Annotated in this window: 16 protein-coding genes and 1 tRNA gene; 6 read left to right on the forward strand and 11 right to left on the reverse strand. The window is 68.6% G+C overall.

Annotated elements, in window-relative coordinates; genetic code table 11:
• Window positions 1–124 precede the first annotated feature (124 nt).
• Together JOY29_RS03060 and mfd are read left to right on the forward strand one after the other, a co-directional pair.
• Window positions 125–391 carry a succinate dehydrogenase assembly factor 2 gene (locus tag JOY29_RS03060; protein ID WP_300975465.1) on the forward strand — a complete coding sequence of 89 codons (267 nt, stop codon included), beginning with the start codon at window positions 125–127 and terminating at the stop codon, window positions 389–391.
• Entirely contained in the window at window positions 388–3867 is a 3480-nt protein-coding gene (gene mfd / locus JOY29_RS03065; RefSeq protein ID WP_300974731.1) for a transcription-repair coupling factor, read from the forward strand. Before JOY29_RS03060 ends, mfd begins: the two co-directional genes overlap by 4 nt.
• Here the strand turns inward: mfd and JOY29_RS03070 are convergent.
• The gene (locus JOY29_RS03070) at window positions 3864–4520 is read right to left on the reverse strand and encodes a class I SAM-dependent methyltransferase (protein ID WP_300974732.1); all 657 of its coding nucleotides are present in this window, start codon (window positions 4518–4520) and stop codon (window positions 3864–3866) included. The genes mfd and JOY29_RS03070 overlap by 4 nt on opposite strands.
• A 74-nt stretch (window positions 4521–4594) precedes the next feature.
• Window positions 4595–5413, reverse strand: coding sequence for an EAL domain-containing protein (locus JOY29_RS03075; RefSeq protein ID WP_300974733.1), 819 nt, complete (start codon window positions 5411–5413; stop codon window positions 4595–4597).
• A 137-nt stretch (window positions 5414–5550) separates the two neighbouring features.
• On the opposite strand from JOY29_RS03075, the gene JOY29_RS03080 reads away from it, so the two are divergent.
• The 3 genes from JOY29_RS03080 to JOY29_RS03090 all read left to right on the forward strand — a co-directional run bounded on the left by JOY29_RS03080 (window position 5551) and on the right by JOY29_RS03090 (window position 7012).
• Window positions 5551–6366, forward strand: a complete 816-nt coding sequence (locus JOY29_RS03080; RefSeq protein ID WP_300974734.1) for an NAD kinase — start codon at window positions 5551–5553, stop codon at window positions 6364–6366.
• Between the two features lie 55 nt (window positions 6367–6421).
• Window positions 6422–6496 (forward strand) — tRNA-Asn (locus JOY29_RS03085).
• A 90-nt stretch (window positions 6497–6586) separates the two neighbouring features.
• Window positions 6587–7012 (forward strand): BLUF domain-containing protein, encoded by a 426-nt coding sequence (locus JOY29_RS03090; RefSeq protein WP_300974736.1) that lies wholly within the window; start codon window positions 6587–6589, stop codon window positions 7010–7012.
• A gap of 12 nt (window positions 7013–7024) precedes the next feature.
• Here the strand turns inward: JOY29_RS03090 and putA are convergent, their stop codons facing one another.
• The 4 genes from putA to addA all read right to left on the reverse strand — a co-directional run bounded on the left by putA (window position 7025) and on the right by addA (window position 16848).
• Window positions 7025–10150, reverse strand: a complete 3126-nt coding sequence (gene putA, locus JOY29_RS03095) for a bifunctional proline dehydrogenase/L-glutamate gamma-semialdehyde dehydrogenase PutA (RefSeq protein WP_300974737.1) — start codon at window positions 10148–10150, stop codon at window positions 7025–7027.
• Between the two features lie 9 nt (window positions 10151–10159).
• The gene (gene secA / locus JOY29_RS03100) at window positions 10160–12880 is read right to left on the reverse strand and encodes a preprotein translocase subunit SecA (RefSeq protein ID WP_300974738.1); all 2721 of its coding nucleotides are present in this window, start codon (window positions 12878–12880) and stop codon (window positions 10160–10162) included.
• Between the two features lie 225 nt (window positions 12881–13105).
• Window positions 13106–13426, reverse strand: coding sequence for a thioredoxin TrxA (trxA, locus tag JOY29_RS03105; protein WP_300975466.1), 321 nt, complete (start codon window positions 13424–13426; stop codon window positions 13106–13108).
• Window positions 13420–16848 (reverse strand): double-strand break repair helicase AddA, encoded by a 3429-nt coding sequence (addA, locus tag JOY29_RS03110; RefSeq protein ID WP_300974740.1) that lies wholly within the window; start codon window positions 16846–16848, stop codon window positions 13420–13422. The genes trxA and addA overlap by 7 nt, the downstream gene beginning before the upstream one ends.
• Before the next feature lie 44 nt (window positions 16849–16892).
• On the opposite strand from addA, the gene JOY29_RS03115 reads away from it, so the two are divergent.
• Entirely contained in the window at window positions 16893–17069 is a 177-nt protein-coding gene (locus JOY29_RS03115; protein ID WP_300974741.1) for a hypothetical protein, read from the forward strand.
• Between the two features lies 1 nt (window position 17070).
• On the opposite strand, the gene addB is transcribed toward JOY29_RS03115, so the two are convergent.
• Genes addB through JOY29_RS03140 form a run of 5 tightly spaced genes read right to left on the reverse strand, consistent with a single transcriptional unit; the run spans window position 17071 to window position 24508 of the window.
• On the reverse strand, window positions 17071–19995 hold the full coding sequence (addB, locus tag JOY29_RS03120; protein ID WP_300974742.1) for a double-strand break repair protein AddB: 2925 nt from the start codon (window positions 19993–19995) through the stop codon (window positions 17071–17073).
• Window positions 19982–20746, reverse strand: a complete 765-nt coding sequence (locus JOY29_RS03125) for a nucleotidyltransferase family protein (RefSeq protein WP_300974743.1) — start codon at window positions 20744–20746, stop codon at window positions 19982–19984. Before JOY29_RS03125 ends, addB begins: the two co-directional genes overlap by 14 nt.
• Window positions 20743–21738, reverse strand: coding sequence for a phosphotransferase (locus tag JOY29_RS03130; protein WP_300975467.1), 996 nt, complete (start codon window positions 21736–21738; stop codon window positions 20743–20745). The genes JOY29_RS03125 and JOY29_RS03130 overlap by 4 nt, the downstream gene beginning before the upstream one ends.
• Window positions 21735–22184 carry a tRNA (adenosine(37)-N6)-threonylcarbamoyltransferase complex ATPase subunit type 1 TsaE gene (gene tsaE / locus JOY29_RS03135; RefSeq protein ID WP_300974744.1) on the reverse strand — a complete coding sequence of 150 codons (450 nt, stop codon included), beginning with the start codon at window positions 22182–22184 and terminating at the stop codon, window positions 21735–21737. Before tsaE ends, JOY29_RS03130 begins: the two co-directional genes overlap by 4 nt.
• Complete coding sequence (locus tag JOY29_RS03140; RefSeq protein WP_300974745.1) at window positions 22184–24508, reverse strand: PAS domain-containing sensor histidine kinase; 2325 nt, start codon at window positions 24506–24508, stop codon at window positions 22184–22186. Before JOY29_RS03140 ends, tsaE begins: the two co-directional genes overlap by 1 nt.
• Between the last annotated feature and the right edge of the window lie 9 nt (window positions 24509–24517).

Here is a 24517-nt window from a genome sequence, read left to right on the forward strand (position 1 = left end):
TCGTCAACCCGAACTGGACCCGGGGTCCAGCTTTTTCGAAGACGTCATGGCAGAGGAAGGTGGATGCCGGGTCAAGCCCGGCATGACGATTGTGAGTCACCCTCTTCTTACCTACATGGCCGCCATGCTCGACGACATGATCACCAAGCGTCTGCGCTGGCGCGCGCATCATCGTGGGACGAAGGAGGCCGACCGGATGATCGGCGGGTTCTTCGACCGCCATGTCGAGAGCTGGTCGCCCGAGGACAAGGCCCTGTTCGAGGCGCTGCTGGAAGAGCAGGATGTCGATATCATGGCGTGGGCGATCGGAACGCAGGAGGTGCCGGAGCGCTTTTCCGGCGAGATGATGACCGCGCTCCAGCGTCTAGACTATCTGCCGATCGACCGGTGAGCGAGCTTCAGCGCATCCTGGCGGCCGACGCGCCGCTGACGCTTGCGAGCGTGCCGACGGGCTTCCTGCCGTGGCTCGCCGCCGATCTCGCGCGGGCGGCGCGCGTACGGGCGGTGGTGATTGCGTCGGACGAGGCGGCGATGCGCAGCGTCGCGGAGACGGCGCCGGCCTTCGCGCCGGAGCTGGAGGTGCTGACCTTTCCCGCCTGGGACTGCCTGCCCTATGACCGCGCCTCCCCGGCCCTCCGGGTCATGGCCGAGCGGCTGGCGACTCTCAACCGGCTGCAGGAGAAGAGCGACAAGCCGCAACTGCTGGTGACGACGGCCAATGCCGCGACCCAGCGGACGCTGACCCCCTTTCGCATCCGCCAGCTGACGCGGCGGCTGGCGCCCGGCGAGCGGATCGAGCGCGACCGGCTGATCACCTTGCTGACGGCGAACGGCTACCATCGCACCGACAGCGTCGCGGAAGCGGGCGAGTTCGCGGTTCGCGGCGGGCTTCTCGACCTGTTCCCCTCGGGCCTCGGCCATGCCATCCGGCTCGACTTCTTCGGCGACGAGATCGAGACGATGCGGTCGTTCGATCCGGCGGACCAGCGGACAATCGGGACGGCCGAGCCCTTTACGCTGATGCCGGCAAGCGAGGCGCTGCTCGACGAGGAGAGCATCAAGCGGTTCCGGGCCCGCTATCGCGAGCATTTCGGCGCAACCGCGACCGGCGACCCGCTCTACCAGGCGGTGAGCGACGGGCGACGGCTGGCGGGCATGGAGCATTGGCTGCCGCTGTTCGAGGAGCGGCTTGAGACCCTGTTCGAGCACCTGGGCGCCGAGGACCTGATCCTCCGTGACGGCGGCGTCGACGGCGCGATCGAGAGCCGGCGCGAGGCGATCCAGGACTATTTCTCCAATCGCGAGCGGGCGATGGTCGCGGAGCCGGGCAGCTACCGCCCACTGGCACCGTCGGAGCTCTACCTGTCGGCCAAGGAATGGTCCGGGTTGCTGCAGGAGCGGCCGGTCCATCTCGCCTCGACCTTTCCCGAGCCTCCCTCCGAGAAGGTGATCGACTTCGGCGTGGTCGCCGCGCGCGACTTCGCGCCCGAACGAGCGGCCAACGAGAATGTCTACGAAGCCGTCGTCAAGCACGTCGCGAAGCTCTGGAAAGACAAGAAGAAAGTCGTGCTCGCCAGCTATTCGGCGGGCGCTCGCGAGCGGCTTGCCGGACTGCTGAAGGACCACGGGCTGACCGGGCAGAAGCTGGTCGGCGACTGGCAGGAAGCGCTCGGCGCGCAGGATGTGGCCGCTTTGCTGGTGCTGCCGCTCGACCATGGGTTCAGCTCGGCCGAAGTGGCGGTGCTGACCGAACAGGACATGCTTGGCGACCGGCTGGTCCGGCGCAGGAAGCGGCGGAAGAGCGCGGATGCGTTCCTGTCCGAGCTGGCGACGCTCACCCCCGGTGACCTCGTCGTCCATGCCGAGCATGGCATCGGCCGCTACGAGGGGCTGACCCAGGTCCAGGTGGGCAAGAGCCCGCACGATTGCGTCGCGCTGGAATATGCGGGCGGCAACAAGCTCTACGTGCCGGTCGAGAATATCGACGTCCTCTCGCGCTACGGCAGCGGCGAGGAAGGCGTGGCAATGGACCGGCTTGGCGGCGAGGCGTGGCAGCGGCGCAAGGCCCGGATGAAGGAGCGAATCCGCGAGATCGCGGGCGAGCTCATCAAGACCGCCGCCGCGCGGGCGCTGCGACAGGGGGCGGTGGCCGAGCCGGACAGCGGCTATCCGGCGATGGTCGACCGCTTCCCCTACGAAGAGACGGACGATCAGGCCCGCGCGATCGGCGACGTGCTGGAGGATCTGGCGGCGGGACGGCCGATGGACCGGCTGGTCTGCGGCGACGTCGGCTTCGGCAAGACGGAGGTAGCGCTGCGGGCGGCGTTCGTGGCCGCCATGGCCGGCTACCAGGTGGCGGTGGTCTGCCCGACGACCTTGCTCGCGCGGCAGCATTATTCGAATTTCGTCGAGCGGATGAAGGGCTTTCCGATCGAGGTCGGGCGCCTCAGCCGGCTGGTCTCGTCGACCGAGGCGAAGAAGACACGCGACCTCCTGGAAGCGGGCAAGATCGACATCGTCGTCGGCACCCACGCCATCCTTGCCAAGACGGTCAAGTTCCGGAAACTTGGGCTCGTCATCGTCGACGAGGAGCAGCGCTTCGGGGTGACGCACAAGGAGCGGCTGAAGAGCCTCAAGGCCGACGTCCATGTGCTGACGCTGACCGCGACGCCCATTCCGCGCACGCTGCAGATGGCGATGAGCGGGCTTCGTGAGCTGTCGGTCATCCAGACTCCGCCGGTCGATCGCCTGGCGGTGCGCACCTATGTGACGCCGTGGGACCCGGTCGTCATGCGCGAAGCGCTGCTGCGCGAACATTATCGCGGCGGGCAGAGCTATTTCGTGGTCCCGCGCATCTCCGATCTTCCCGACATCGAGGAATGGCTGCGCGAGGAAGTGCCGGAAGTGAAGCCGATCGTCGCGCATGGGCAATTGGCGCCGACCGAGGTCGAGGAGCGCATGAGCGCCTTCTACGACCGCAAGTATGACGTGCTTCTGTCCACCACCATCGTCGAAAGCGGGCTCGACATTCCGAGTGCCAATACGCTGATCGTGCACCGGGCGGAGCGGTTCGGGCTGGCGCAGCTCTACCAGCTGCGCGGGCGGGTCGGCCGGTCCAAGACCCGCGCCTATGCCTATATGACGACCCCGCCCGATCGGCAGATCACCGAAACGGCGGAGAAAAGGCTGACTGTGCTGTCGAACCTCGACACGCTCGGCGCCGGATTTCAGCTGGCCAGCCACGACCTCGACATCCGCGGGGCGGGCAATCTGCTCGGCGACGAGCAGTCGGGGCACATCAAGGAGGTCGGCTTCGAACTCTACCAGTCGATGCTCGAGGATGCGATCCTCGACATGAAGGCGGGCGGCACGCGCGAGGACAAACCGGACGAGTTCTCACCCCAGATCAACGTCGAGGCGCCGATCATGATCTCGGAGGAGTATGTCCCGGACCTCGACCTTCGCATGGGGCTCTACCGCCGGCTCGGCGAATTGACCGAGCCGCGCGAGGTGGAGGAGTTCGCGGCCGAGATGATCGACCGCTTCGGCAAGCTTCCGGAGGAGACGAACAACCTGCTGCAAGTGGTTGAAACCAAGATCCATTGCCGCAAGGCCTGCATCGCCAAGCTGGACGCCGGCGCGCGCGGCGCGGTGGTGACCTTCTCGGCCTCCGGCTTCCCGGACGTGGGCGGTCTGTTCGCCTATATCGAGCGGCTGAAGGGCACGGCGAAGCTTCGTCCCGACCAGAAACTGGTGGTCAGTCGCGACTGGGGAACGCCGGCGCAGCGGCTGAACGGCGCGCTGCAGCTATCGCGCGGGCTGGCGCGGGTGGCGGCGGCGGCGAAACGGGAGAAGGTGGCGGCCTAAAGGCGGTGGACGCGGCTCACGACCGGCATGGTGACATGGCGCCGCTGCCCGTCCGGCCAGACCGAACGCAGCGCCGTGAAGGCATCGTCAGTGACCTCGGCACCCAATTTCTGCACCACCGACCAGCTCAGCACATAGGCTTCCACTTGGTCCCGCTCCCAAGCGAGATGGATGGCGGCCGGGGTCATGCGCACCTCCTCGCCCGGGAGACGCAGCGCCCGGTAGCCGTCGATCAGAAGCCAGTTGCCCGGAAGCCAGTGCTCCTCAAGGCGCTTCAGCAGAAGCTCGCCGATGATACCGTCCACCTGGCTGTCGACATACCACCAGCCGTAGCCGATCGCCGCGACCAGACCGCCAGGACGGAGCACGCGTTGCACCTCGGCCCCGAATTGCTCGGGATCGAACCAGTGCGCGGCCTGGGCGGCAAGGACCAGGTCGCAGCTGGCGTCGGCAAGGCCGCAACGCTCTGCCGGCTCGACCGCGTAGGTTACGCGCTCGACGGGCTCGGCTGCGGCGATCTGGGCCGAACTGGGATCGCTGGCGTGGACGGCCGCGAAATGCCGCGCCAGCGCGCGCGCCGCCTGACCGTTGCCCGTGCCCGGGTACCACGCCAGATCACGGCCAGGCGCGAGGGACGCCAACTCGGCGATCACCCGTTCCGGATAGGTCGGCCGAGCCGAGGCATAGAGTTCGGCGTGGCCTGAAAAGAGGTCGGGAAAGGCGCCGCTCAGTTCAGGAATATCCCGAGCTCCTTCTCACTCATGGCGCGGGCGCCGAGAAAACCCTGATAGAGGTCGCAACCCCATTGTTCGAGCAGCGCCAGCTGGCCGGGATCCTCGACCCCTTCGACCAGCACTTCGAGCTCCAGCTCGCGGGCGAGGGCGATCAGCGCCTTGACGACGATCTGCGCGCGGCGGCCGCCGACCAGGTCGCGGATCAGGCCTCGGTCGATCTTGATCAGGTCGAGCGGGAGGGTGGTGAGCCAGGCGAGGCTGGAATAGCCGGTGCCGAAATCGTCGACCGCGATGCGCACGCCGGCGGCACGCAGGCACGCGAGACGCGCGGCGGCGGCGGTGGGATCGGCGATCAGGCTGGACTCGGTGATCTCGGCCGTGACCCGCTCGGGCGACAGGCCGGCGGCGGCGATCTCGTCGAGCAGCCAGCGCTCGTAGCCGGGCCGGGCCAGATCTTCGGGCAGGAGGTTGAGCGACAGGCGGAGCTGCCCGAGGCGCCCCTGCCAGGCGCCGACCGTGTGCAGCACCTTGCGTTGCACATTGCGCGAGAGGCGCTCGCTCAGCGACGACTGGGCCGCGCGGGCGAACAGATCCTCGGGCGCAACCCCCTCGGGTGCGCGGGCCAGCGCCTCGACCCCGATCACCTCGCCCGAGCGGATGCTCCACTGCGGCTGGAAAGCGAGACCCACGCCATTCTCGTCGAGCAGGCGAAGCAGCGCCTCGTCCCGCGCGGCGGGAACGGCCGGCACGGTGGGAAGCGCGTCGCTGGCACGACGTGCGTTGGAACGCGACAGGGGAGCAGCACGTGTCATGGTCCTTGCTCTAGTTCATAGCATATCCGGCCGCAGCCCGCCTCCCCTCGCCTGCTCCGAAACGGGACGGTGGCGGCAACGGGGCGCCGCCGCTATGCTTCCCCCAAGCGGCAGCGAAAGAAGGAAGAGCCACCAGCATGAGCGCGGAACTGCCGCAGGGCCCAGGCGCTAAGCGCGACCTCAGCGGCGACGGGATCGCGCTGGTCGCCAGCCATGGCGAGGCGGCGCAGGCGGCCGCGGCCATGCTCCGCCGCCGCTATCTGTTCGCCGAGGAGCGCGAGGCGAAGATCATCGTCGCGCTGGGCGGCGACGGCTTCATGCTCCACACGCTCCACCAGATGCTCGACGGGGGGGAGGCCAGGCCGGTGTTCGGAATGAACCGCGGTACGGTCGGCTTCCTGATGAACGAATGGCGGCTCGACCGGCTGGCGGAGCGGGTGGCGGGCGCCAAGGCGGTCCGCATTGCCCCGCTCACCATGCGCGCCGAGACGGTCCATGGCGACGAATGGACCCATGCCGCCATCAATGAAGTGTCGTTGCTGCGCGAGACGCGGCAGGCGGCCAAGATCGAAGTGATGGTGAACGGCCGCGTGGCGCTGCCGGAACTGGTCGCCGACGGTGTGCTCGTGGCAACGCCGGCGGGTTCGACCGCCTACAATTACTCAGCCAAGGGACCGATCCTGCCGCTGTCCGCGCCGCTGCTGACGCTGACCCCGATTGCGCCTTTCCGTCCGCGGCGCTGGACCGGCGCCATTCTGCCCGACGAGGCGCGGGTCTGCTTCCGGGTGCTCGAGCCCGCCGACCGGCTGGTCTCCGCCGTCGCCGACCAGTTCGAGGTTCGCGACGTCAAGCAGGTCGAGATCAGCCTCGACCGCAGCCGCTCGCTCACCTTGCTGTTCGATCCCGAACAGGCACTCGACGAACGCATTGCCGCCGAACAGTTTGCTGCTTGAGGGCCTTGCAAAGGCCATGAGCCTGCGCCATAGGCGCGCTCGCCGAGGCAATCGTTCCCCGATAGCTCAGCGGTAGAGTAGGTGACTGTTAATCACTTGGTCGTTGGTTCGAATCCAACTCGGGGAGCCACTTTCAGCCCTTCAGGACACGAGCTCCATCCATCGGCAGGCACGGTAGCCTGGGGCGACGCCTGCAATTTCGATCGACAGGTGGCGAAGGGTGCTCGAGCGTCTCGTCTATATCAGTGCAGCACGCGAGCCACAGACGCCGGATGCCGTTGCGCGCATCCTTGATGTTTCCCGCCAGCGCAACGCATCGGCGGATGTCACTGGCCTTCTGATCGGAGGAAATCAGTGGTGGATGCAATTGCTCGAGGGCGAGACTCCCTCACTCGAGCCCGTCTGGCAGTCGATCAGGCATGATCCGCGCCATGATCCGGTCGTGCTGGTGCTCCGGCGCCCGATCGACTCCCGCGACTTTGCCGGCTGGAGCCTGCAGTTCCGCGACGCAGGGGACAAGCATTTCGGAACCTTGCTCCGCGAACTGACGGACGGCCTTACGGACGAACGGCTCCAGCATCAGATCCTCAAATTTGGGGCCACGTTCTTGGCGGGCAATCCGTCCTGGACCTACGACCTGGACTGAGAAGCGCCAGACCTACTGGATCTCAGCCATCAGAGTCGCATTGCCGCCCGCCGCTGTCGTATCGACGCAGGTGACCCGCTCGGTCGCGAAACGGGCGACATAGTGGGGGCCGCCGGCCTTGGGGCCGGTGCCTGAAAGGCCTTCGCCGCCGAAGGGCTGGCTTTCCACCACCGCGCCGATCTGGTTGCGATTGACGTAGAGGTTGCCGACCCTGGCGCGCACCTCGACTTCGGCATGGACGCTGTCGATGCGGCTCTGAAGACCGAGGGTCAGGCCGAAGCCGGTGGCGTTGATCTGGTCGATGACCTTGCCGAGCTCGCCCGACTTCCAGCGGATGACGTGGAGGATTGGGCCGAAATGCTCGTCCTTAAGCGCCGACAGATCGGGAAGCTCGGCGATGACCGGGGCGACGAAGCTGCCCTTGCCGGCGCCGGCGGGCAGCGGAAGTTCGGCGACGATGCGTCCGGCTGCGCGGAGCTCGGCCACATGCGCTGCGAGCGCGGCCCTGGCATCCTCGTCGATGACCGGCCCGACATCGGTGGTGGGCAGCCGCGGATCACCGATATGCAGCGCTTCCATCGCGCCGCGGATCATCGCCAGCATGCCATCGGCGACCTCGTCCTGGAGGAACAGGACGCGGAGCGCGGAACAGCGCTGTCCGGCGGACTGGAAGGCAGAGGCGACCACGTCTCGGGTGACCTGTTCCGGCAGGGCGGACGAATCGACGATCATCGCATTCTGGCCGCCGGTCTCGGCGATCAGCGGAACGATTGGGCCGTCGCGGCCGGCCAGCGAACGGTTGATCGCCCTGGCGACCGCGGTCGAACCGGTGAAGGCGACGCCAGCGATCAGGCGGTGCGACACGAGTGCGGCACCGACCTTGCCGTCGCCGACCGCGAGCTGGACGACGTCGGCGGGAATGCCGGCCTCGTGCATGAGACGGATGGCGAGCGCGCCGATCAACGGGGTCTGTTCGGCCGGCTTGGCGATGGCGGCATTGCCGGCAGCAAGGGCGGCGGCGACCGGTCCGGTGAAGATGGCGAGCGGAAAATTCCACGGGCTAATGCAGGTCCATACGCCGCGGCCGTGGTGGCGAAGCTCGTTCCTCTCGCCGGTCGGCCCAGGAAGCTGGACAGGAACCGCCAGGCGACGGGCTTCCGCGGCATAATAGCGCAGGAAGTCCACGGCCTCGCGCACTTCGAGGACGGCGTCCGGAAGGGCCTTGCCGGCTTCGCGGATGCAGAGGGAGTAGAACTCCTCGCGGTGCGCCTCGAACAGGTCGGCGGCGCGGTCGAGGAGGTCGGCGCGGGCATGGCCGCCGAGCGCGTCCCATGGACCTTGCGCGGCGGCGGCGCGGGCGAGCATGGAGTCGATATCCTGCCCCGTCGTCTCGATCGCTTCGCCGACGACATGGCCGCGGTCGAAGGGCGCAGTGACCTGGTGGCGCGGGCCGCTCCCCTGCCCGGCCGTCCAGCGATTGCCCTCGAGATCGGCCAGACGGCGGAGCAGCGGCTCGCGCACGGCGATGTCGGTGAGGTCGCAGCCCGCGCTGTTGCGGCGCTGGGTGCCGAACATCTCGCCCGGCAGCGGGATGGCGGGGTTGCGGCGCGGGGAGAGTGCGGCAAGCTCGGCAACGGGGTCGCGGGTCAGCGCCTCCACCGGCACGTCGGCGTCGGCGATGCGATTGACGAAGCTGCTGTTCGCGCCGTTCTCGAGCAGGCGGCGGACGAGATAGGCGAGCAATTCCTTGTGGCTGCCGACCGGCGCGTAGATGCGGACCGGGGTCTGCGGCTGGCCCAGCTCGCGCTCCAGCCTGGCGAGGCCTTCATACAGTTCCTCGCCCATGCCATGGAGGCGCTGGAACTCGAACTTCTGCGTTCCGGCCAGCGCCTTGATCGCGCCGATGGTGGTCGCATTGTGGGTGGCGAAGGCGGGGTAGATGGAGTCCGGCGCGCCGAGCAGCACCTTCGCGCAAGCGAGATAGGAGACGTCCGTCGCGACCTTGCGGGTGAAGACCGGGTAATCGTCATAGCCGCCGACCTGCGCGACCTTGATCTCGCTATCCCAATAGGCGCCCTTTACCAGTCGGACCATCAGCCGCCGGCGGTGGGCACGGGCGAGGCCGACCACCCATTCGGCGACCGGACGGGCGCGCTTGGCATAGGCCTGGAGGGCGATGCCGAGCCCTTCCCAGCCACCGGCGAACAGTGCGTCGTCGGCGACCAGGGCCTCGAGGCAGTCCATCTGCAGCTCGAGCCGGTCGGATTCCTCGGCGTCGATGGTGAGGTGGACGTTGGCGGCGCTGGCCTGGGCGGCGAGTTCGCGGAGGACCGGGAGGATATGAGCCTTGGCCTCGTCGGCGTGCAGCGCTTCGTAGCGAGGGTGAAGCGCCGAGAGCTTGACCGAGATGCCGGGCGAGCGGACGACGCCCTCCCCCGCTTCCGCCGCAATGCGGCGGATGGCCGAGCGATAGGCTTCGGCATAGCGGTCGGCGTCGGCCATGGTGCGGGCCGCCTCGCCCAGCATGTCGAAGCTGTGGCTGAGCCCCTTGCGGCGTTCCGGCGCGGCGCGTTCGAGCGCCTCGTCGATGGTGCGTCCGAAAACGAACTGTCCGCCGAGGATCTTCATCGCCTGGCCGACGGCGGTGCGGATGACCGGCTCGCCGAGCCGACCGACGGCGCGGCCGAGGGCGGCGGTCCAGCTGACGCGGCGGCTCTCGGCGGCGTCGAGCACCTTGCCGGTCAGCAGCAGCGAGAAGGTGGCGGCATTGACGAACGGCGAGTCGGATTCGCCGAGCTTGTCCGACCAGTCGGGTCCCGAGAGCTTGTCGCGGATCAGTTCGTCGGCGGTGTGGGTATCGGGGATGCGCAGCAGCGCTTCGGCGAGGCACATGAGCGCGACGCCCTCGTCCGAGCCGAGGTCGTAGGCGTGGAGGAAGGCATCGAGCCCTGCCGGCTTGGTCGCGCGGACATGGCGGACGAGCGCCCGGGCGACCGCCTCGGCCTCGCGCGCGGCACCGGGGTCGAGCCGCGCCTGGTCGAGGCGTTCGGCGACCAGCTGCTCCTCGTCGCGCCGGGTGTCGCGGCGGACGGCCGTGCGATCGAGGGTGGCGGCACGGACCGGCGCGGAGATGTTCATGTCAGCGCCTCAGGCCAGCTGCCCGTGGCAATGCTTGAACTTCTTGCCCGAGCCGCACGGGCACGGCGCATTGCGGCTGACCGGTTCGGCGGTCATGCCGTCCGGCAGGTCCGGCTGCGGGATGTTGAGCGGGGTGCCGCCTGGGCCGACCAGTCCGCGCGCGGCCGCATCCCAGTCCGCCGTATCGTCCAGGCCCGACAAGGGATCGAGATGCTGGGTGAGGAAAGCCGGAAGCTCCGGCAGCGGCGGCGGCTCGAGCGCGATCTGGGCCCGCATCAGCGTCTTGGTGACGTCCTCGCGGATGGCGACCAGCAGGCGCTCGAACAGCAGGAAGGCTTCCTGCTTATATTCGTCGATCGGCTTCTTCTGCGCATAGGAGCGCAGGTGAATGACCTGACGGAGCGCGTCGAGAGTCGCCAGATGCTCCTTCCAGTGATGGTCGAGGGTCTGGATGAGGATGGTCTTCTCGACCTCCTGCCAGCGGTCCGGCTCGACCTCGGCGGTCTTCGCGATCATCGCCTCGTCAGCGAGGCCGCCGATACGCTCGACCATCAGTTCCTGATCGACGCCGTCTTCCTTGAACCAGTCGTCGATCGGCGGCTGCAGGCCGAGCACGACGTCGAGGCTCTCCTTGAGGCCTTCAACATCCCACTGCTCCGGATAAGTGCCCGGCGGGCAATGGGCGTTGACGAGGCTGACCACCGTGTCCGCGCGCATGTCGGTGACGACGTCCGAGACGTGGGCCGCATCCATGATCTCGGCGCGCTGCTCGTAGATGACCTTGCGCTGGTCGTTCATCACGTCGTCGAATTCGACGACCTGCTTGCGGATGTCGTAATTGCGCGCTTCGACCTTTTTCTGCGCGGTTTCGATCGCCTTGGAGATCCACGGCGAGACGATCGCCTCGCCATCCTCGAGGTTCTTCTCCATCAGCCGGGCGAAGGCCGTCTGCGGCCCGAAGATGCGCAGCAGGTCGTCGTCGAGGCTGAGGTAGAAGCGGCTGAGGCCCGGATCGCCCTGGCGGCCCGAACGGCCGCGCAGCTGATTATCGATGCGCCGGCTCTCGTGACGCTCGGTGCCGAGCACGAACAGGCCGCCATTGGCCTTCACCTGCTCGCGTTCGGCCGCCACTTCCTCGCGGATGCGGGCGATGGCCGCCTCGCGCTCCGGGCCTTCCGGCATGTTGCCGAGTTCGTCACCGACGCGGAACTCGACGTTGCCGCCGAGCTGGATGTCGGTGCCGCGGCCAGCCATGTTGGTGGCGATGGTGACCGCACCGATCCGGCCGGCCTGGGCCACGAGATGGGCTTCCTGCTCGTGGAAGCGGGCGTTGAGGACGGCATGGCGGATGCCTTCCTTCTCGAGATATTCGCTGAGCAGCTCCGACTTCTCGATCGAGACGGTGCCGACGAGGACCGGCTGGCCCATGTCCTGCCGCTTCTTGATCTCCTTCGCGATGGCCGCGAACTTGTCGGTGATGTTCTTGTAGAATTCGTCGTCCTCGTCGATCCGCTTCACCGCCACATGGGTCGGGATGGAGACCACGTTCATCTTGTAGATGTCGAAGAATTCCGGCGCTTCGGTCAGCGCGGTGCCGGTCATGCCTGACAGCTTGGGATACATGCGGAAGTAATTCTGGAAGGTGATCGAGGCGAGCGTCTGGTTCTCGGGCTCGATGTTGACGCCTTCCTTCGCCTCGACCGCCTGGTGGAGACCGTCCGACCAGCGCCGACCGTCCATCATGCGGCCGGTAAACTCGTCGATGATGACGACCTTGCCGTCCTTGACGATATAGTCGATGTCGCGGCGGAACATGGTGTTCGCCTTGAGCGCCTGGTTGAGGTGGTGGACCACCTGCGTGTTCGCAATGTCGTAGAGGTTGGCGCCTTCGATCAGGCCGGCCTGCTCGAGCAGCCGCTCGGCCTTCTCGGTGCCCTCTTCGGTGAGAACGACGCTGCGCTGCTTCTCGTCCTTCTCATAGTCGCCCTCGCCAAGCTGCTTCACCAGCTTGTCGACCGAGATGTAGAGGTCCGACTTGTCGTCAGTCGGGCCGGAGATGATCAGCGGAGTGCGGGCTTCGTCGATGAGGATCGAGTCCACCTCGTCGACGATGGCATAAGCGAACGGCCGCTGGACCATCTGGTCGCGGCTGTACTTCATGTTGTCGCGCAGATAGTCGAAGCCAAGCTCGTTGTTGGTCGCGTAGGTGATGTCGGCATTGTAGGCGGCGCGGCGCTCGTCCTCGCCGAGGTTCGGCACGATCACACCGACGGTGAGGCCCAGGAAATTGTGGACCTGGCCCATCCATTCGGCGTCGCGGCGGGCAAGATAGTCGTTGACGGTAACGACATGGACGCCCTTGCCGGGAAGCGCATTGAGGTAGGTGGCGAGCGTGGCGACCAGGGTCTTGCCCTCGCCCGTCCGCATCTCGGCGATCTCGCCGCGGTGAAGGGCGATGCCGCCGATCATCTGCACATCGTAATGGCGCTGGCCGAGGGTCCGCTTGGCCGCCTCGCGGACGGTGGCGAAGGCTTCGGGAAGCAGGTCGTCGAGCTTGGTGCCATTTTCGAGACGCTGGCGGAAGATGGCGGTCTGGTTCTTCAGTTCGTCGTCGGTCAGGGCCGAGATGGTCGGCTCATGCGCGTTGATCGCCTCCACGATGCGGCGGAGCTTGGCGACGTAGCGGTCGTTGCTCGAGCCGAAGAGCGACTTGGCGAACGATTGCAGCATGAGACTTCCTTAAGGGCGCGGGACAGGACGGAACGCGCCCGCGCGCGAGCGTTTTCGAGTGGCGGGCGATGTAGGGTTGGGGTCGGGGGTAGTCAATTGATGGAACGCCTCTCCCCTCTGTGGGGGAGCGTTCGGCTGAGCTGACGGAGGGTACTCGTCGCGCGACCGAGATCCCTCCGCCTTCCCTTGGAGCCGAGCCCTACCCCCTGCGGGAAGCGCGCCCGGTTAAAGAACGCCCTCGAGCCATGCCGCGAGCTGGCTCTTCGGCAGGGCGCCGACCTTCTGGGCGACCGGCTCGCCGTTCTTGAACAGCAGCATGGTCGGAATTCCGCGCACGCCATATTTGCCAGGCGTATCGGGGTTCTCGTCGATGTTGAGCTTGGCGATGGTGACCTTGTCGCCCATCGTCTGGCTGAGCTCTTCGAGCGCGGGGGCGATCATCTTGCACGGGCCGCACCATTCCGCCCAGAAATCCACCAGCACCGGCTTGTCGGCGCCCAGCACATCGGTGGCGAAGCTCTGGTCGGTCACGTTCTTGGTCATGATGGGGAAGGCTCCTGATTCGCGTTCACCTGCATATGGGTAGGCTCCGGCAGCGGCTCAAGCGGCACGGCGATCAGGACCGGACCGGCCGTGTAGAGCAGTGCCGTTTCGATACGGCGCTCGGGGAAGATTACGCCTAGCGCAGCGCCATAGGCGTTCATCTGGCGGCGGTGGCCAGCGGGCACGTCGGCGAGGCTGCGAGGAACGCTTCGGCCGGTCTTGAAATCGACTATCCGGACGAGGTCGGGCGTGACCAGCAGCCGGTCGACCGTGCCGGCGATCACCCGCCCATCGGGCAGCGTGGCGGCGATCGGCGCTTCGGCGAGGGCGTGTGCGGAGAAGAGCTCGGCATGTTCGTCCGCCTCGATGACCGTGAGAGCGGAATCGACCAGCGCGGTCCGGAGGTCGGCGTCGCTCACGCCGGCGCCATGCTGGAGCCAGGCGAAGGCGGCGCGGCGGCGATCGCCGGGCGGAGTGGCCGGCAGCCGTTCGAACAAGGCGTGGAGCAGCCGGCCGCGTTCGGCCGCGACGGCGAGGTCGGGGCCGGGCGGCGGACGGCTGTCGTCGTCGGGCGCGATCTGCGATGGCGCGAGCGGACGCGGCGGCCTTGCTTCCGCCGGTGCGGCAAGCCGCGCCCAGGCGGGCACCTCGACCACGCCGGCAGGAGCGGACTCAAGCTCGTCTCCACTCGCCCGTCCGGTGCCCGAGGCATGGCGCAGGATGCCGTGCTCGTCGGGAGCGATGCCGCTCGCCGCCATCGCCTCGCCGACGACGCTGTGCCAGCTGTCGGCCGACATTTTCCTCGACGGCTTGAGGCCGGTGACGATCAACCGCTCGCCGGCGCGGGTCAGGGCGACGTAGAGCAGGCGGAAATGCTCTTCGCGCTCCTTGGCCTTCTCGGCCTGGACTATGTCGTCGAAGGGCGGCGCGATCTCGTCCTTGCGCGGGCGGATGACGGGGAAGCGGCCGGCCAGGCTCGGCACGTCGAGGATGGTCCGGGTGCCGCCGAGCTGGTCGGGATTGGCGGTCGCGTCGGCGAGGATCACCAGCGGCGCTTCCAGCCCCTTGGCACCGTGGACCGTCATGATCCGGACGGCGTCGCCGCGTCCTTCCGGATCGCGCTTCACTTCCAGCTCGCCATGGGAAAGCCAGGCGAGGAAATGCTGAAGAGTGACGGTCTCGCCCGCCTCGAACTGCATGGCGGCGGCGAGCAGTTCGTTGATCGGGTCGCGCGCCTGGCGGCCGAGGCGGGTGAGCAGCCTTCGGCGGCCGTCCATGGGCCCGGACAGGATATGTTCGAGGAAGGCATGGGGCCCGGCATAGTCCGCCATGCCGAGAAGGGCGGTCAGCGTGTCGCGGGCGGCGCGGAATTCGGGCCGATCCTCCGCGCGGTGGCCGAGCTCCTCCCACAGGCGCCGGCGGCGGTCGTGGCCGGCGAGCGCATAGAGATCATCCTGGCACCAGCCGATCAAAGGCGAGACGAGCAGATTGGCAAGGTTGAGGTCGTCGAGCGGCTGGACGGCGAAGCGGGTGGCGGCGAGCAGGTCCTGCACCGCCAGCGGCTCGGACAGGACCAGCCGGTCGAGGCCGGCGGTGCGAACGCCTCGCTCGAACAGGCGCGCGACGAGCAAGGAGGCGAGTGTGTTGCGGCTGCGGACCAGGACGAGGATGTCGCCGGGCCCGAGCGGCTTGCCGGTCGAGGCGAGGATGGGCGCGCGATCGATCTCGGCCTTGATCCAGTCGGCAAGCTTTCCGGCATAGGCACGGCGGGCCTCGTCCTCCCAGCGCTCCTCGTCGGCGGTCTCGACGCCATCGCCTTCCTCCTCCTCCTCCTCGGCAAAGGGGGGCCAGACTTCGACACTGCCGGCGCGGGCCTCATGGAAGCTGCGGTGCGGCGGGGCCGCTTCGGAAAGGCCGATGCGGTCGTGGGTGAGGTGGGCAAGCACCATATCGACCACGTCAAGCACGGCTTGAGAGGAGCGGAAGCTGCGGCTGATCGAGAGCAGGCAGAAAGGCAAAGGGCCGCCGAGCGCTGCGTCGCGGAAGTGGGTCCGCGCCTTCTCGAACTCGGCCGGGTCGGTGCCCTGGAACCCGTAGATCGCCTGCTTGAAGTCACCGACCAAGAACAGGGTGCGGTGATCGGGGCCAGCCCCCTGCCCCGCCCAATATTCCTCAGTCAGCGCCTTGACGATCGCCCACTGCGCCTCGTTGGTGTCCTGCGCCTCGTCGACCAGCAGATGATCGGTGCGCCGATCGAGCTTGAAGCGGATCCAGTCGGCGATTCCGGGTTGCTGGAGAAGGTCGCGGGACCAGCGGATGAGATCGTCGAAGTCGGCCACGCCTTCCGCCCGCTTGGCCGCGGCATAGGCATCGGCGAAGCGCTTGCCGGCGCGCAGGCCGGCGGCGAGCAATCCGACCAGCCGGTCGCCGCGAAGGAGAGCGAGCAACTCCTCCACCTGTTCACAAAGCCGGTCGCATTCCGCCTGCGCATCGGGCCAATGCTTGACGATGTCCCGCACCGAGCGGCGGGTGCCGGTTCCGGTGAGGACCGACTTGCCCGCAAAGCGCGGAAGGTCACGGCAGCGCTCCTCGGGCGAAAGGGTCAGCCAGCGCTCGATCTCGACAATGAAGGGCTCACCTTTCGGCTTGCCCCAGCGGCGGTAGGCGCCTGCCAGTTGCTGCAGGGTGGCGCAGTCGAAATGATCGTCATGGCAACGCTGCGCGACCAGCTGCTCGACGCCGTCAGCCGGCAGCCCCATCAGCGTGCGAAGGCCGGGCTCGACGTCCGAAAGGTCGGCGAACCGGGCCATCCCCTCGATCGAGGCGGCGCAGCGCTTCAGATATTTGCGGACATCGTCCTCGTCGAGGCGCGAGGCGAGCGTCTCGAGATCGGCGAGGAAACTCTGGTCACTCTCCGTCGAGCGCTCGGCCAGCGCGGCGAGGGTTCGCTCGACCAAGGCCTCCTCCTCGCGACCTTCGATCGGGCGAAAACCGGGCGTGACCCCTGCCTCGGCAGGAAAGGCGGCGAGCAGGGTCTGGCAGAAGCTGTGGATGGTCTGGATGCGAAGGCCGCCCGGGCAGTCGAGCACGGTCGCGAACAGGCGGCGGGCGCGGTCGCGGAGCGGCGCATTCGCGGCCACGCCAAGCGAGCGGAGTTCTCGTTCCAGCCCAAGGTCGTCGAGCCCGACCCAATAGGCCAGCCGGCCGCCGACACGCTCCGCCATCTCTGCCGCCGCGGCCTTGGTAAAGGTCAGGCAGAGGATCGACTCGGGCGCGGCGCCTTCTAGCAGAAGGCGCAGCACGCGGGCGGTAAGCACCTGCGTCTTGCCGGTTCCGGCGCTGGCGGACAGGGAGGCGTGGATGGAAGGATCGGCCGCCTCGGCCTGATCGGGATCGAGCGGCTTCAATGGGGACAGGCGCGCCATGCCGATGCACTCATAACGCTTCCGCCAGGCCGCGCCATGCGTTTATGAGGCTCGAAAAGGTGAAGGAGCGACAGGTGTCGGAAGAGAAGAAGAAGCCGGGCGCAACGGGCAAGGAAGCCGACAACCGCAACTTCAAGGCCGGCATCGCCGTCGGCATCGGCTCGGCTGCGATCGTCGCCGCCCTGCTCTACGCCCGCTCCGGCAAGCCGAAGAAGAAATAGCTCAGCTCCGGCCGAGCCACTCCTCGAGCCGCATCAGCTGGTCATAGTCGCCGTAGCGGGCGAAGCGGGGCTGGAGCTTGGCGGTGAAGGGCTCGGTTCCAGTCAGCCAGCGTGCGGCGGCAGCGGTGAAGTGATCGCGCGCTTCCCCAAGAAAGGCTGAAGCGCGCTCGACCGGCGCGACGAAGCCGCGTGCGTCGACCTTGTCTGGCCTGGCGAGCGACCAATATTCGAGCTTGGTCGGCGCTTCGCGGATGCCCTCGAAACCGCCCGCTTCGGCGATCAGGCCGAGCAATCCCAGTTGCAGCGCAAAGCCGGCCTCGATCTGGTTCTTCGCCGGTGGCTTGCCGGTCTTGAAGTCGAGGATGGCAAGCTCGCCGTCGGGGCTGAGCCGGTCGATGCGATCGGCCCTGCCGATCAGCCGGACGCCGGCAATCTCCGCCTCCCCGTCGACTTCGGCACCGATCGGGCGACGCCCCTGCTTCTGGTTGGCGCCCTCAAACTCGGACAGCCGCTCGATCGCCTCGAGCAGGCGCGGACCCCACAGCGCGCGCAACAGCGGGTGGATGTCGTCGGCAGCCAGCAGTTCGCGAGCGCGCGGAAGCAGGCGCGAAGGAGCGCACTGGTCTTCCTCATACCAGGTTTCGAACAGGGCATGAACGATGGTCCCGCGCCAGGCGGCATCCTGCTCGCGGCCGAGCGGGTCGAGCGGGCGCAAGCCGAGCATCGCCTTGGCGTAGAAGGAAAAGGGATCGGCCTTGAGCCGGTCGAGGTCGGTCACGCGGATGCGGCGCGGCCGCTCGGCGCGCGGCGGGCACGGGTGCGGCCGCGTCGCCGGCCGCTCCCGGTCGGGTTCGTCGAGGCGGATCGCAAGCGCCTCGAGCCGCTTGTTGCGTGGCAGGCCGCCGGTCAGCGCTTCCAGCCGAAGCAGCAGGCGCGAACTGATGGTCGGCGAGCGGCCGTCGCGGCGGGCACGGGTGAGCAGCACTTCCTCGGCGCACAGTAGCCCGACGAAGTCGTGCGCCGACAGGCCGATGCGAAGCTCCGCGCCGGGCAGGCCGAGCGCTCGGCGGACGCTTGCAGGAAGCCAGGGATCGGGACTCGGCGGGGCGGGCCACGTGCCTTCGTTGAGGCCCGACAGGATCATCAGGTCGGTCTTGATCAGCCGCGCCTCGATCAGGCCAAGTATACGGATCCGCGGATGCTGCCCGAATGGCGGGCGGATGGCGACTCCGTCGAGCAGCCTTCGGAGGAGCGGCACGGCATCCTCGGCAGAGAGGAAGAGCGCGGCGGTTGACGGTGAGGCTTCGATGCCGGCCAGCAGGTCGGCCGCGGCTCGACCGGCCGAACCGCTCCAGGCGGCGTCGCCGGCGAAGAGGGTCGCGAGGCGCCGGAGGCCCGCGGCAAGTCCGGCAAGGGTCGTCCCGGGCGCGAGCAGGCCCTCGATCTCGGCCACCACTGGCCGAAGCCGCTCCCAGCGGGGCGCGAGCGAGCGGCGCTTCTCGTCTGCCAGGATGTCGGCGACCAGTCGGTCGAGCCCGTCGAGGCCCGGGAGCGGCCGCGGTCCGCGCAGCGCGAGGTCGAGTGCGCGGACGTCGTCGAGCCACTCCTGCCGCCCTTCTCCAGCCCGGACCAGCGGATGGCCGAGCAAGGCCAGCAAGGCGACCGGCGCCAGCCGCTCGGTAGCGGCGGTCGCCAGTGCCAGCAGCAGGGTTCCTGGCGGTAGCAGCGACAAGGGCGTGCCGGCGCTGTCGTCGGCCTCGATACCCCAGCGCTTCAGGTGCGCGCCGACGCGACGCGCAAGCTGGCGGTCGGGGGTGACGAGGGCGGCCGTGCGCTCGGGCGTCTGCAGCGCTTCGCGGAGGGCCAGCGCGATGGCCTGCGCTTCGGTGGCGGGATCCGGCAGGATGGCGAGACGGACGCCGCCGAGGCGGCGCTGCTCGGGCTCGAGCCGGCTCCATTGCTGGCTGAAGGAGGCGGCGGTGAGCGCCAGGGCGGCCGCCTGGCTACGCTGCGGACCGTCGGGCGCCGCGCTCGCCGACGGCCATGGACGCGCCGCGCCGCGGTCGATTCCCATGCGGTTGAGCAGGAGCTTCAGATGATATTGCGGGTGGGTCGGCTCGGGCGCCGGATCGTCATCCCCTTCCCCGCCGAGCGCCTGCCACTGCTCGTCGTCGAGCAGCGCCGAATCGGCGAGGCCGGGCAGCACCACCGCGCCATCGGGCATCCACGCGACGACCTTCAGCAGCGCTGCGACGGCGGGCGCGGCGGTGGTGATGCCGGCGGCGATGGTGAAGCCATCCGGCGGCGTCACCGACCAGCGCCGCGCCGTGCCCTCGAGCAGGCGGTTGCGGCGGTCGGTCAGCTCGATCCGGCCAAGCTCCTCACGGCGCTTCGGCCATTGGCTGAGCAGCACGGACAGCTGGTCCAGCGCACGCTGCTGATGCTCGGCAAGGTCCGAATTCCTGCCGAACTGGGCGGCGAGATCGGCAGGCGTCTTCTTCTCTACCAGCAACTGGTCAAGGGTCCGCGCCAGCTCCTCCGCCAGCCGCCAGCTTTCGGCGGTGCCGCTGCCGCGCGCCTGCTGCACCAGCCGGGCAAGCTCGGCCTGGCGCGTGAGTGGGTCGATCGCCGGCGGGACGGGCTCGGAGTCGAGCGGATCGAAGGCGCCGCCGATCCGCTCGTCGAGCGCGGGATCGCCGATCGGGATGAGGCGCGGCAGCAGCAGGCCGCTTCCGCTCGCCCGGACGAAGGCCTCGGTGACAGCGCGGACGGCGCGGGCGTTGGGGAGGAGGATCCGGCCGCGCGCAAGCCCGAGCGGATCGCCGGCGTGGCGACGGACCAGCTGGACCGCGAGGGCGTCGGCGAAGCTCGCCTCGGCGGGGATGAAGTGGAGCGACGGGTCGCGCCGGCGCTCAGTCGCGGGCAAGGGCTTCCTCGGTCGCCCCGATCGCCGCCGGCGTGCCGACGTCGAACCACAGGCCCTGGTGGACCGTGCCAAAGCAGCGCCCTTCCGCAATCGCCTTGTCCCACAGGACATTGGTCGAGAAAGGCCCTTCCGGCGCATCGTCGAGCAGGCGCTGGGCCATCAGTTGAATGCCGGTGAAGACGAACGGCGCCACCTTGCCGCGCGCCCGGCGACGGAGGCGGCCGGACGGGTCCATGTGGAAGTCACCAACGCCATTGTGGTTGCCGGCGCGGGCGAGCGGCACGAGGAGCAGCAGCGCATCCATCCTGTTGCCGTCCCACTGGCTGGCGAGCAGCTTCAGGCTATCGCTCGGGCCATCGACCCAGAAATTGTCGCTGTTGACGGCGATGAAGGGATCGCAGTCGATCAGGGGCCGTGCGTGGACCAGTCCGCCACCCGTCTCGAGCAGCTGGGCGCGCTCGTCGCTGACGGCAACCTCGAGGTCCTTCACCCGGGCCTTCAGGTGGGCTTCGAGCGAGTCCGCAAGATAATGGACATTGACGACCACCTTCTCGACCCCGGCGGTGCGGAGACGGTCGAGGACATGGTCGAGAAGCGGCTTGCCGGCTACCTCGACCAACGGCTTGGGGCGGGTCGCAGTCAGGGGCCGCATGCGCTTGCCGAGGCCGGCGGCCATGACCATGGCGGTGCGGGGTACGGCAACCGGGATCTCGGGCCGGATGCGAAGCGCGCGGGTGCGGATCGCGGTCATACCGCCTCTTGCTCCTTCCAGGCCTCGGCGCGCGCCTGAAGCGGCACGTTGGCATCGAACCAGGCCTTCACCGGCGCGAGGCCCGGTGCTTCGAGATTGCGTTCCAGCAGACCCCACATGCGCGGCTGGAAGCGGCGGTAGCCCGGCTTGCCGTCGCGCTTCCACAAGCGGCAGAACACGCCGAGAATGCGGGTGTTGCGCTGAGCCGCGAGCGCCCAATAGGCCCGCTCGAACGCCTCGCCCTGACCGGCCGCGTCGCGGTAGCGGTCGAGCATGGCGCGCTCGATGCCGGGGCTGACGTCGCGGCGGGCGTCTTCCAGCACCGATGCGAGGTCATAGGCGGGATGGCCGGCGAGCGCGTCCTGGAAGTCGAGCAGGCCGAGGTGCGCCACGCCGCTCCGCCCCTCGATGAGCATGATGTTCTCGGCATGGTAATCGCGAAGGACGGTGACCGGGCCGAGCCCGTCCGCAGCGACCGGCGCCAGCACTTGCCGCCAGGCGGCGCGATAGGAAGCGCGATCGACCTCGATCCCGACCGCCGGCGCATACCAGTCGGGAAAGAGCTCCAGCTCCGCCAGCCATTCGTCCAGCCCGTGGGGCGGAAGGCCGTCCATCGGCGGATGGCCGTGCAGGGCGATGAGCAGGTCGGTGGCGATGGCGTAAAGTTCGGCCTCGCGCTGCGGTCCGTCGTCGAGAGTCTCGCGGAGCCGGGCATCGCCGAAGTCGGCGAGCAGCAGCAGGCCCGCGTCAAGGTCGCGAGCGAGGATGTCGGGCGCGCTGAAGCCCTTGCCGCACAGCCATTCGGCGACCGCGATGAAGGGCCGCGGGTCCTCGTGCGGGGGAGGCGCGTCCATCAGCACGGCGGCGCCATGCGCATCGTGGTGGACGCGAAAATAGCGACGGAAGCTGGCATCGCCTGCGAGCGGGCTGATGTGCGCCCCTTCCCATCCGGCGTTCGCGAGAAAGGCCTCGGCGGAGGCGGGCGGAATCATGCGGGGAGCTGCGGCGGTGGCCATCGCCCCTCCCATGCCCCCGGCACCTCCCAAGTCAAGGCACGGCGGCCGTCCCGAGCCATTCCAAGCGACAGGCGGAGCGCCTGTGGCCAGCCAGCCGCACCCGCCCGCTCGGGCCATTCGACCAGCAGGACACCATCGATCAGGAAATCGTCGAGCCCGAGTTCCTCCAGTTCGCGCGGATCCTCGATCCGGTAGAGGTCGGCATGGGCCACCGGCGGCTGCAGCGTCTCATAGGGCTGGACGATGGCAAAGGTCGGCGACGGCACCTCACCTGGATGACCGAGCGCCGCAAGCACGCCGCGCACCAGGGTCGTCTTGCCCGCGCCGAGCGGGCCGGAGAGCGTGACCACGTCGCCGGGACGAAGCACGGCCGCAAGTGCGGCCCCAGCCCTTGCCATGGACGGTTCGTCGAGCATCCACATCAGCGGCCACCGCGCGGCAGGGTGATGAGCACGCTCGTCCCCTGCCCTTCCCTGCTGCTCAGTTCAACTGTTCCGCCATGCGCCTCGATGAACTGGCGGGTGAGCGGCAGCCCGAGACCGAGCGCCGCTTCGCCCCTCTTCTCGCCGAAACGGGTGAAGCGCTCGAACACGCGCGTCTGATGCTCGGGCGGCATGCCGCGGCCGGTGTCGCTGACCATGATCTCGGCGGCCTCGGCATCGCCGCGCGTGACCAGCCGAACCTCGCCCTTGTCGGTATAGGCAATGGCATTGCGAAGGACATGTTCGAGGCTTTCGCGGAGCCGCCGGCTGTCACCCTGGAGCGAGCCGGTCCCCTCGCCGATCGCGACCTTGAACTTGAGGCGCTTGGCCTTGGCCTGCGGCTCCATGCCCTCGGCCACGGTGCGCACGAGGCCGGCAAGATCGACTCGCTCGCGTTCCAGGGCAACGTCGCCCCGAGCGCCCTGGGTCAGGTCGAGCACATCGTCGATCAGGCGCGACAGGCGCGCGACCGATTCGAGGATGGCAGCAACATAATCCCTGGCCGATCCGCTCAGTTCGCCGGCATAGCCACCCTGGAGCATCTCGGCGAAACCGCCGATCGACGTCAGCGGCGTGCGAAGCTCGTAGCTCATGTTGGCGACGAAGTCGGTGCGCACCTTGTCAGCCTGCTCCAGCGCCTCGGCCCGTTCCCGCAGCGCCGATTCGATCCGGCTGCTGTCAGTCACGTCGATCATCGTGAAAAGCGCATTGCCGTCGGGCAGCGGAACGGCGGCGAAGGCGAAATGGCGACCGTCGGCGAGGCTTAGCCGGCCCTGCTCGGCGCGGCGCTCGGTGGTTGCGGCGCGGACCAGTTCGCGAAGGGTCGCGGCGGCGGTCGGATTGACGAGCCGGACGGCAAAGGCGGGCACCAGTTCGTCGACCCGCGGATGCTCGGCCAACCAGCCCTCGTCGAGGTTCCAGAAGTCGCCGAAGCGACGATTCCAGAGGTAGAGCCGGCCGTCGGAGGCGAACACCGCCACGCCCTCGAACAGATTGTCGAAGGTGGCGGTGCGCACCCGCAGCAACGTGTCGCGCGCGCTCGCCAGCCGAACCTGCTCGGTCCGGTCCTCAAAGATCAGGCGAAGGCCGCCGCCGGGCAGCGGCTGGCCGACCACGCGCAGGTGATCGCCGTTGGCGAGGATCCACTCTTCCTCATGCACTTCCTCGGCCGAGGTGAACCAGCCGCGCCGCTCCGCCTTCCATTCGGGAAAGTCACGCACTTCGGGAAGGCGATGGTTCTCGCGCATGCGCTCCAGAAGGCGGTCGAACTCGGGCCCCTCGTCGAGCCACTCATGCTCGAGCCCGGACAGAATGGCGAACGGGCGATTGTAGAAGGAAAGCGTTCGGTCGGGATCGAACTGGACCGCGCCGGCGGTCATGCGATCGCTCAATTCGCGCTGGCTCAGCGCATAGCGCTCGAGCTCGTAGCGGGCGTCCTCCAGCTCCTGGATATCAACCGCGTAGCCGGCCACGGCCCCGCCAGGCAGCGGCACCTCGACCAGCCGCAGCATCCGACGTTCGCCGCCGATGGTCACCGGCCGAATGCGCTCGACCGGCTGCTTCTGTTCAAGCGCGAGTGCCGCGCCGGCGCTGGGAAGATCGGCCGAATCCTCGACCAGCTCGATTCCGCGCGCGACCACCTCGCCGGCATCGGCCGCCTCGACCGCGCTGACGAAGGCGCGATTGACGAGCGCGAGCTTGAGGTCGCCGTCACGCACCCACATCGGGAAAGGCGCGGCCTCGATCAGCTGGGTGAGAGAACTCAGCGCCTGCTCGGTCGCGGCGAGCTGCCCGGCGACCCGCGCGCGCTCACGCTCGGCGATGCTGCAGTCGGCGACCCAGAGGAGCACCGAACCGGGCGGCGACGGCGGCGGTGCCGGCCCGCCACGGAGATCGAACAGGCGGCCGGACGAAGCGATGAAGACGGTCCGCTCGATTCGTCCAGGCCCGAGGCCGGCGGCGGCGAGCTCCTGCTCCAGCGCCGCGCGGTCATCGTCGGCAAGCCCGCCCAGCTCCTCGAAGCGCGTCGCCCCCTCGCTGCCAAGATCACGAAGCAGGTTCGCCTCGGCATCGATCGTCCGGTCGGCCAGCACCAGCATCGGGCGGGCCGGCGCGGCGGCGAGCAGCGCGCCGATGGCGCGAGCGTGACCGGACAGCTGCGCCGCTCGCCGGCTCTGCCGAACGCCGCGCCAGGCGAGGAAGAAGGCGAGCGGGAGCCACAAGGCGGCCAGCGCCAGCGCCACGGTCTCGATCGTTACCGGCAACGCTCCGCC

Source organism: Sphingomonas sp. LHG3406-1 (assembly GCF_029637485.1).
In the GTDB taxonomy this organism is placed as follows: Bacteria; Pseudomonadota; Alphaproteobacteria; order Sphingomonadales; family Sphingomonadaceae; genus Sphingomicrobium.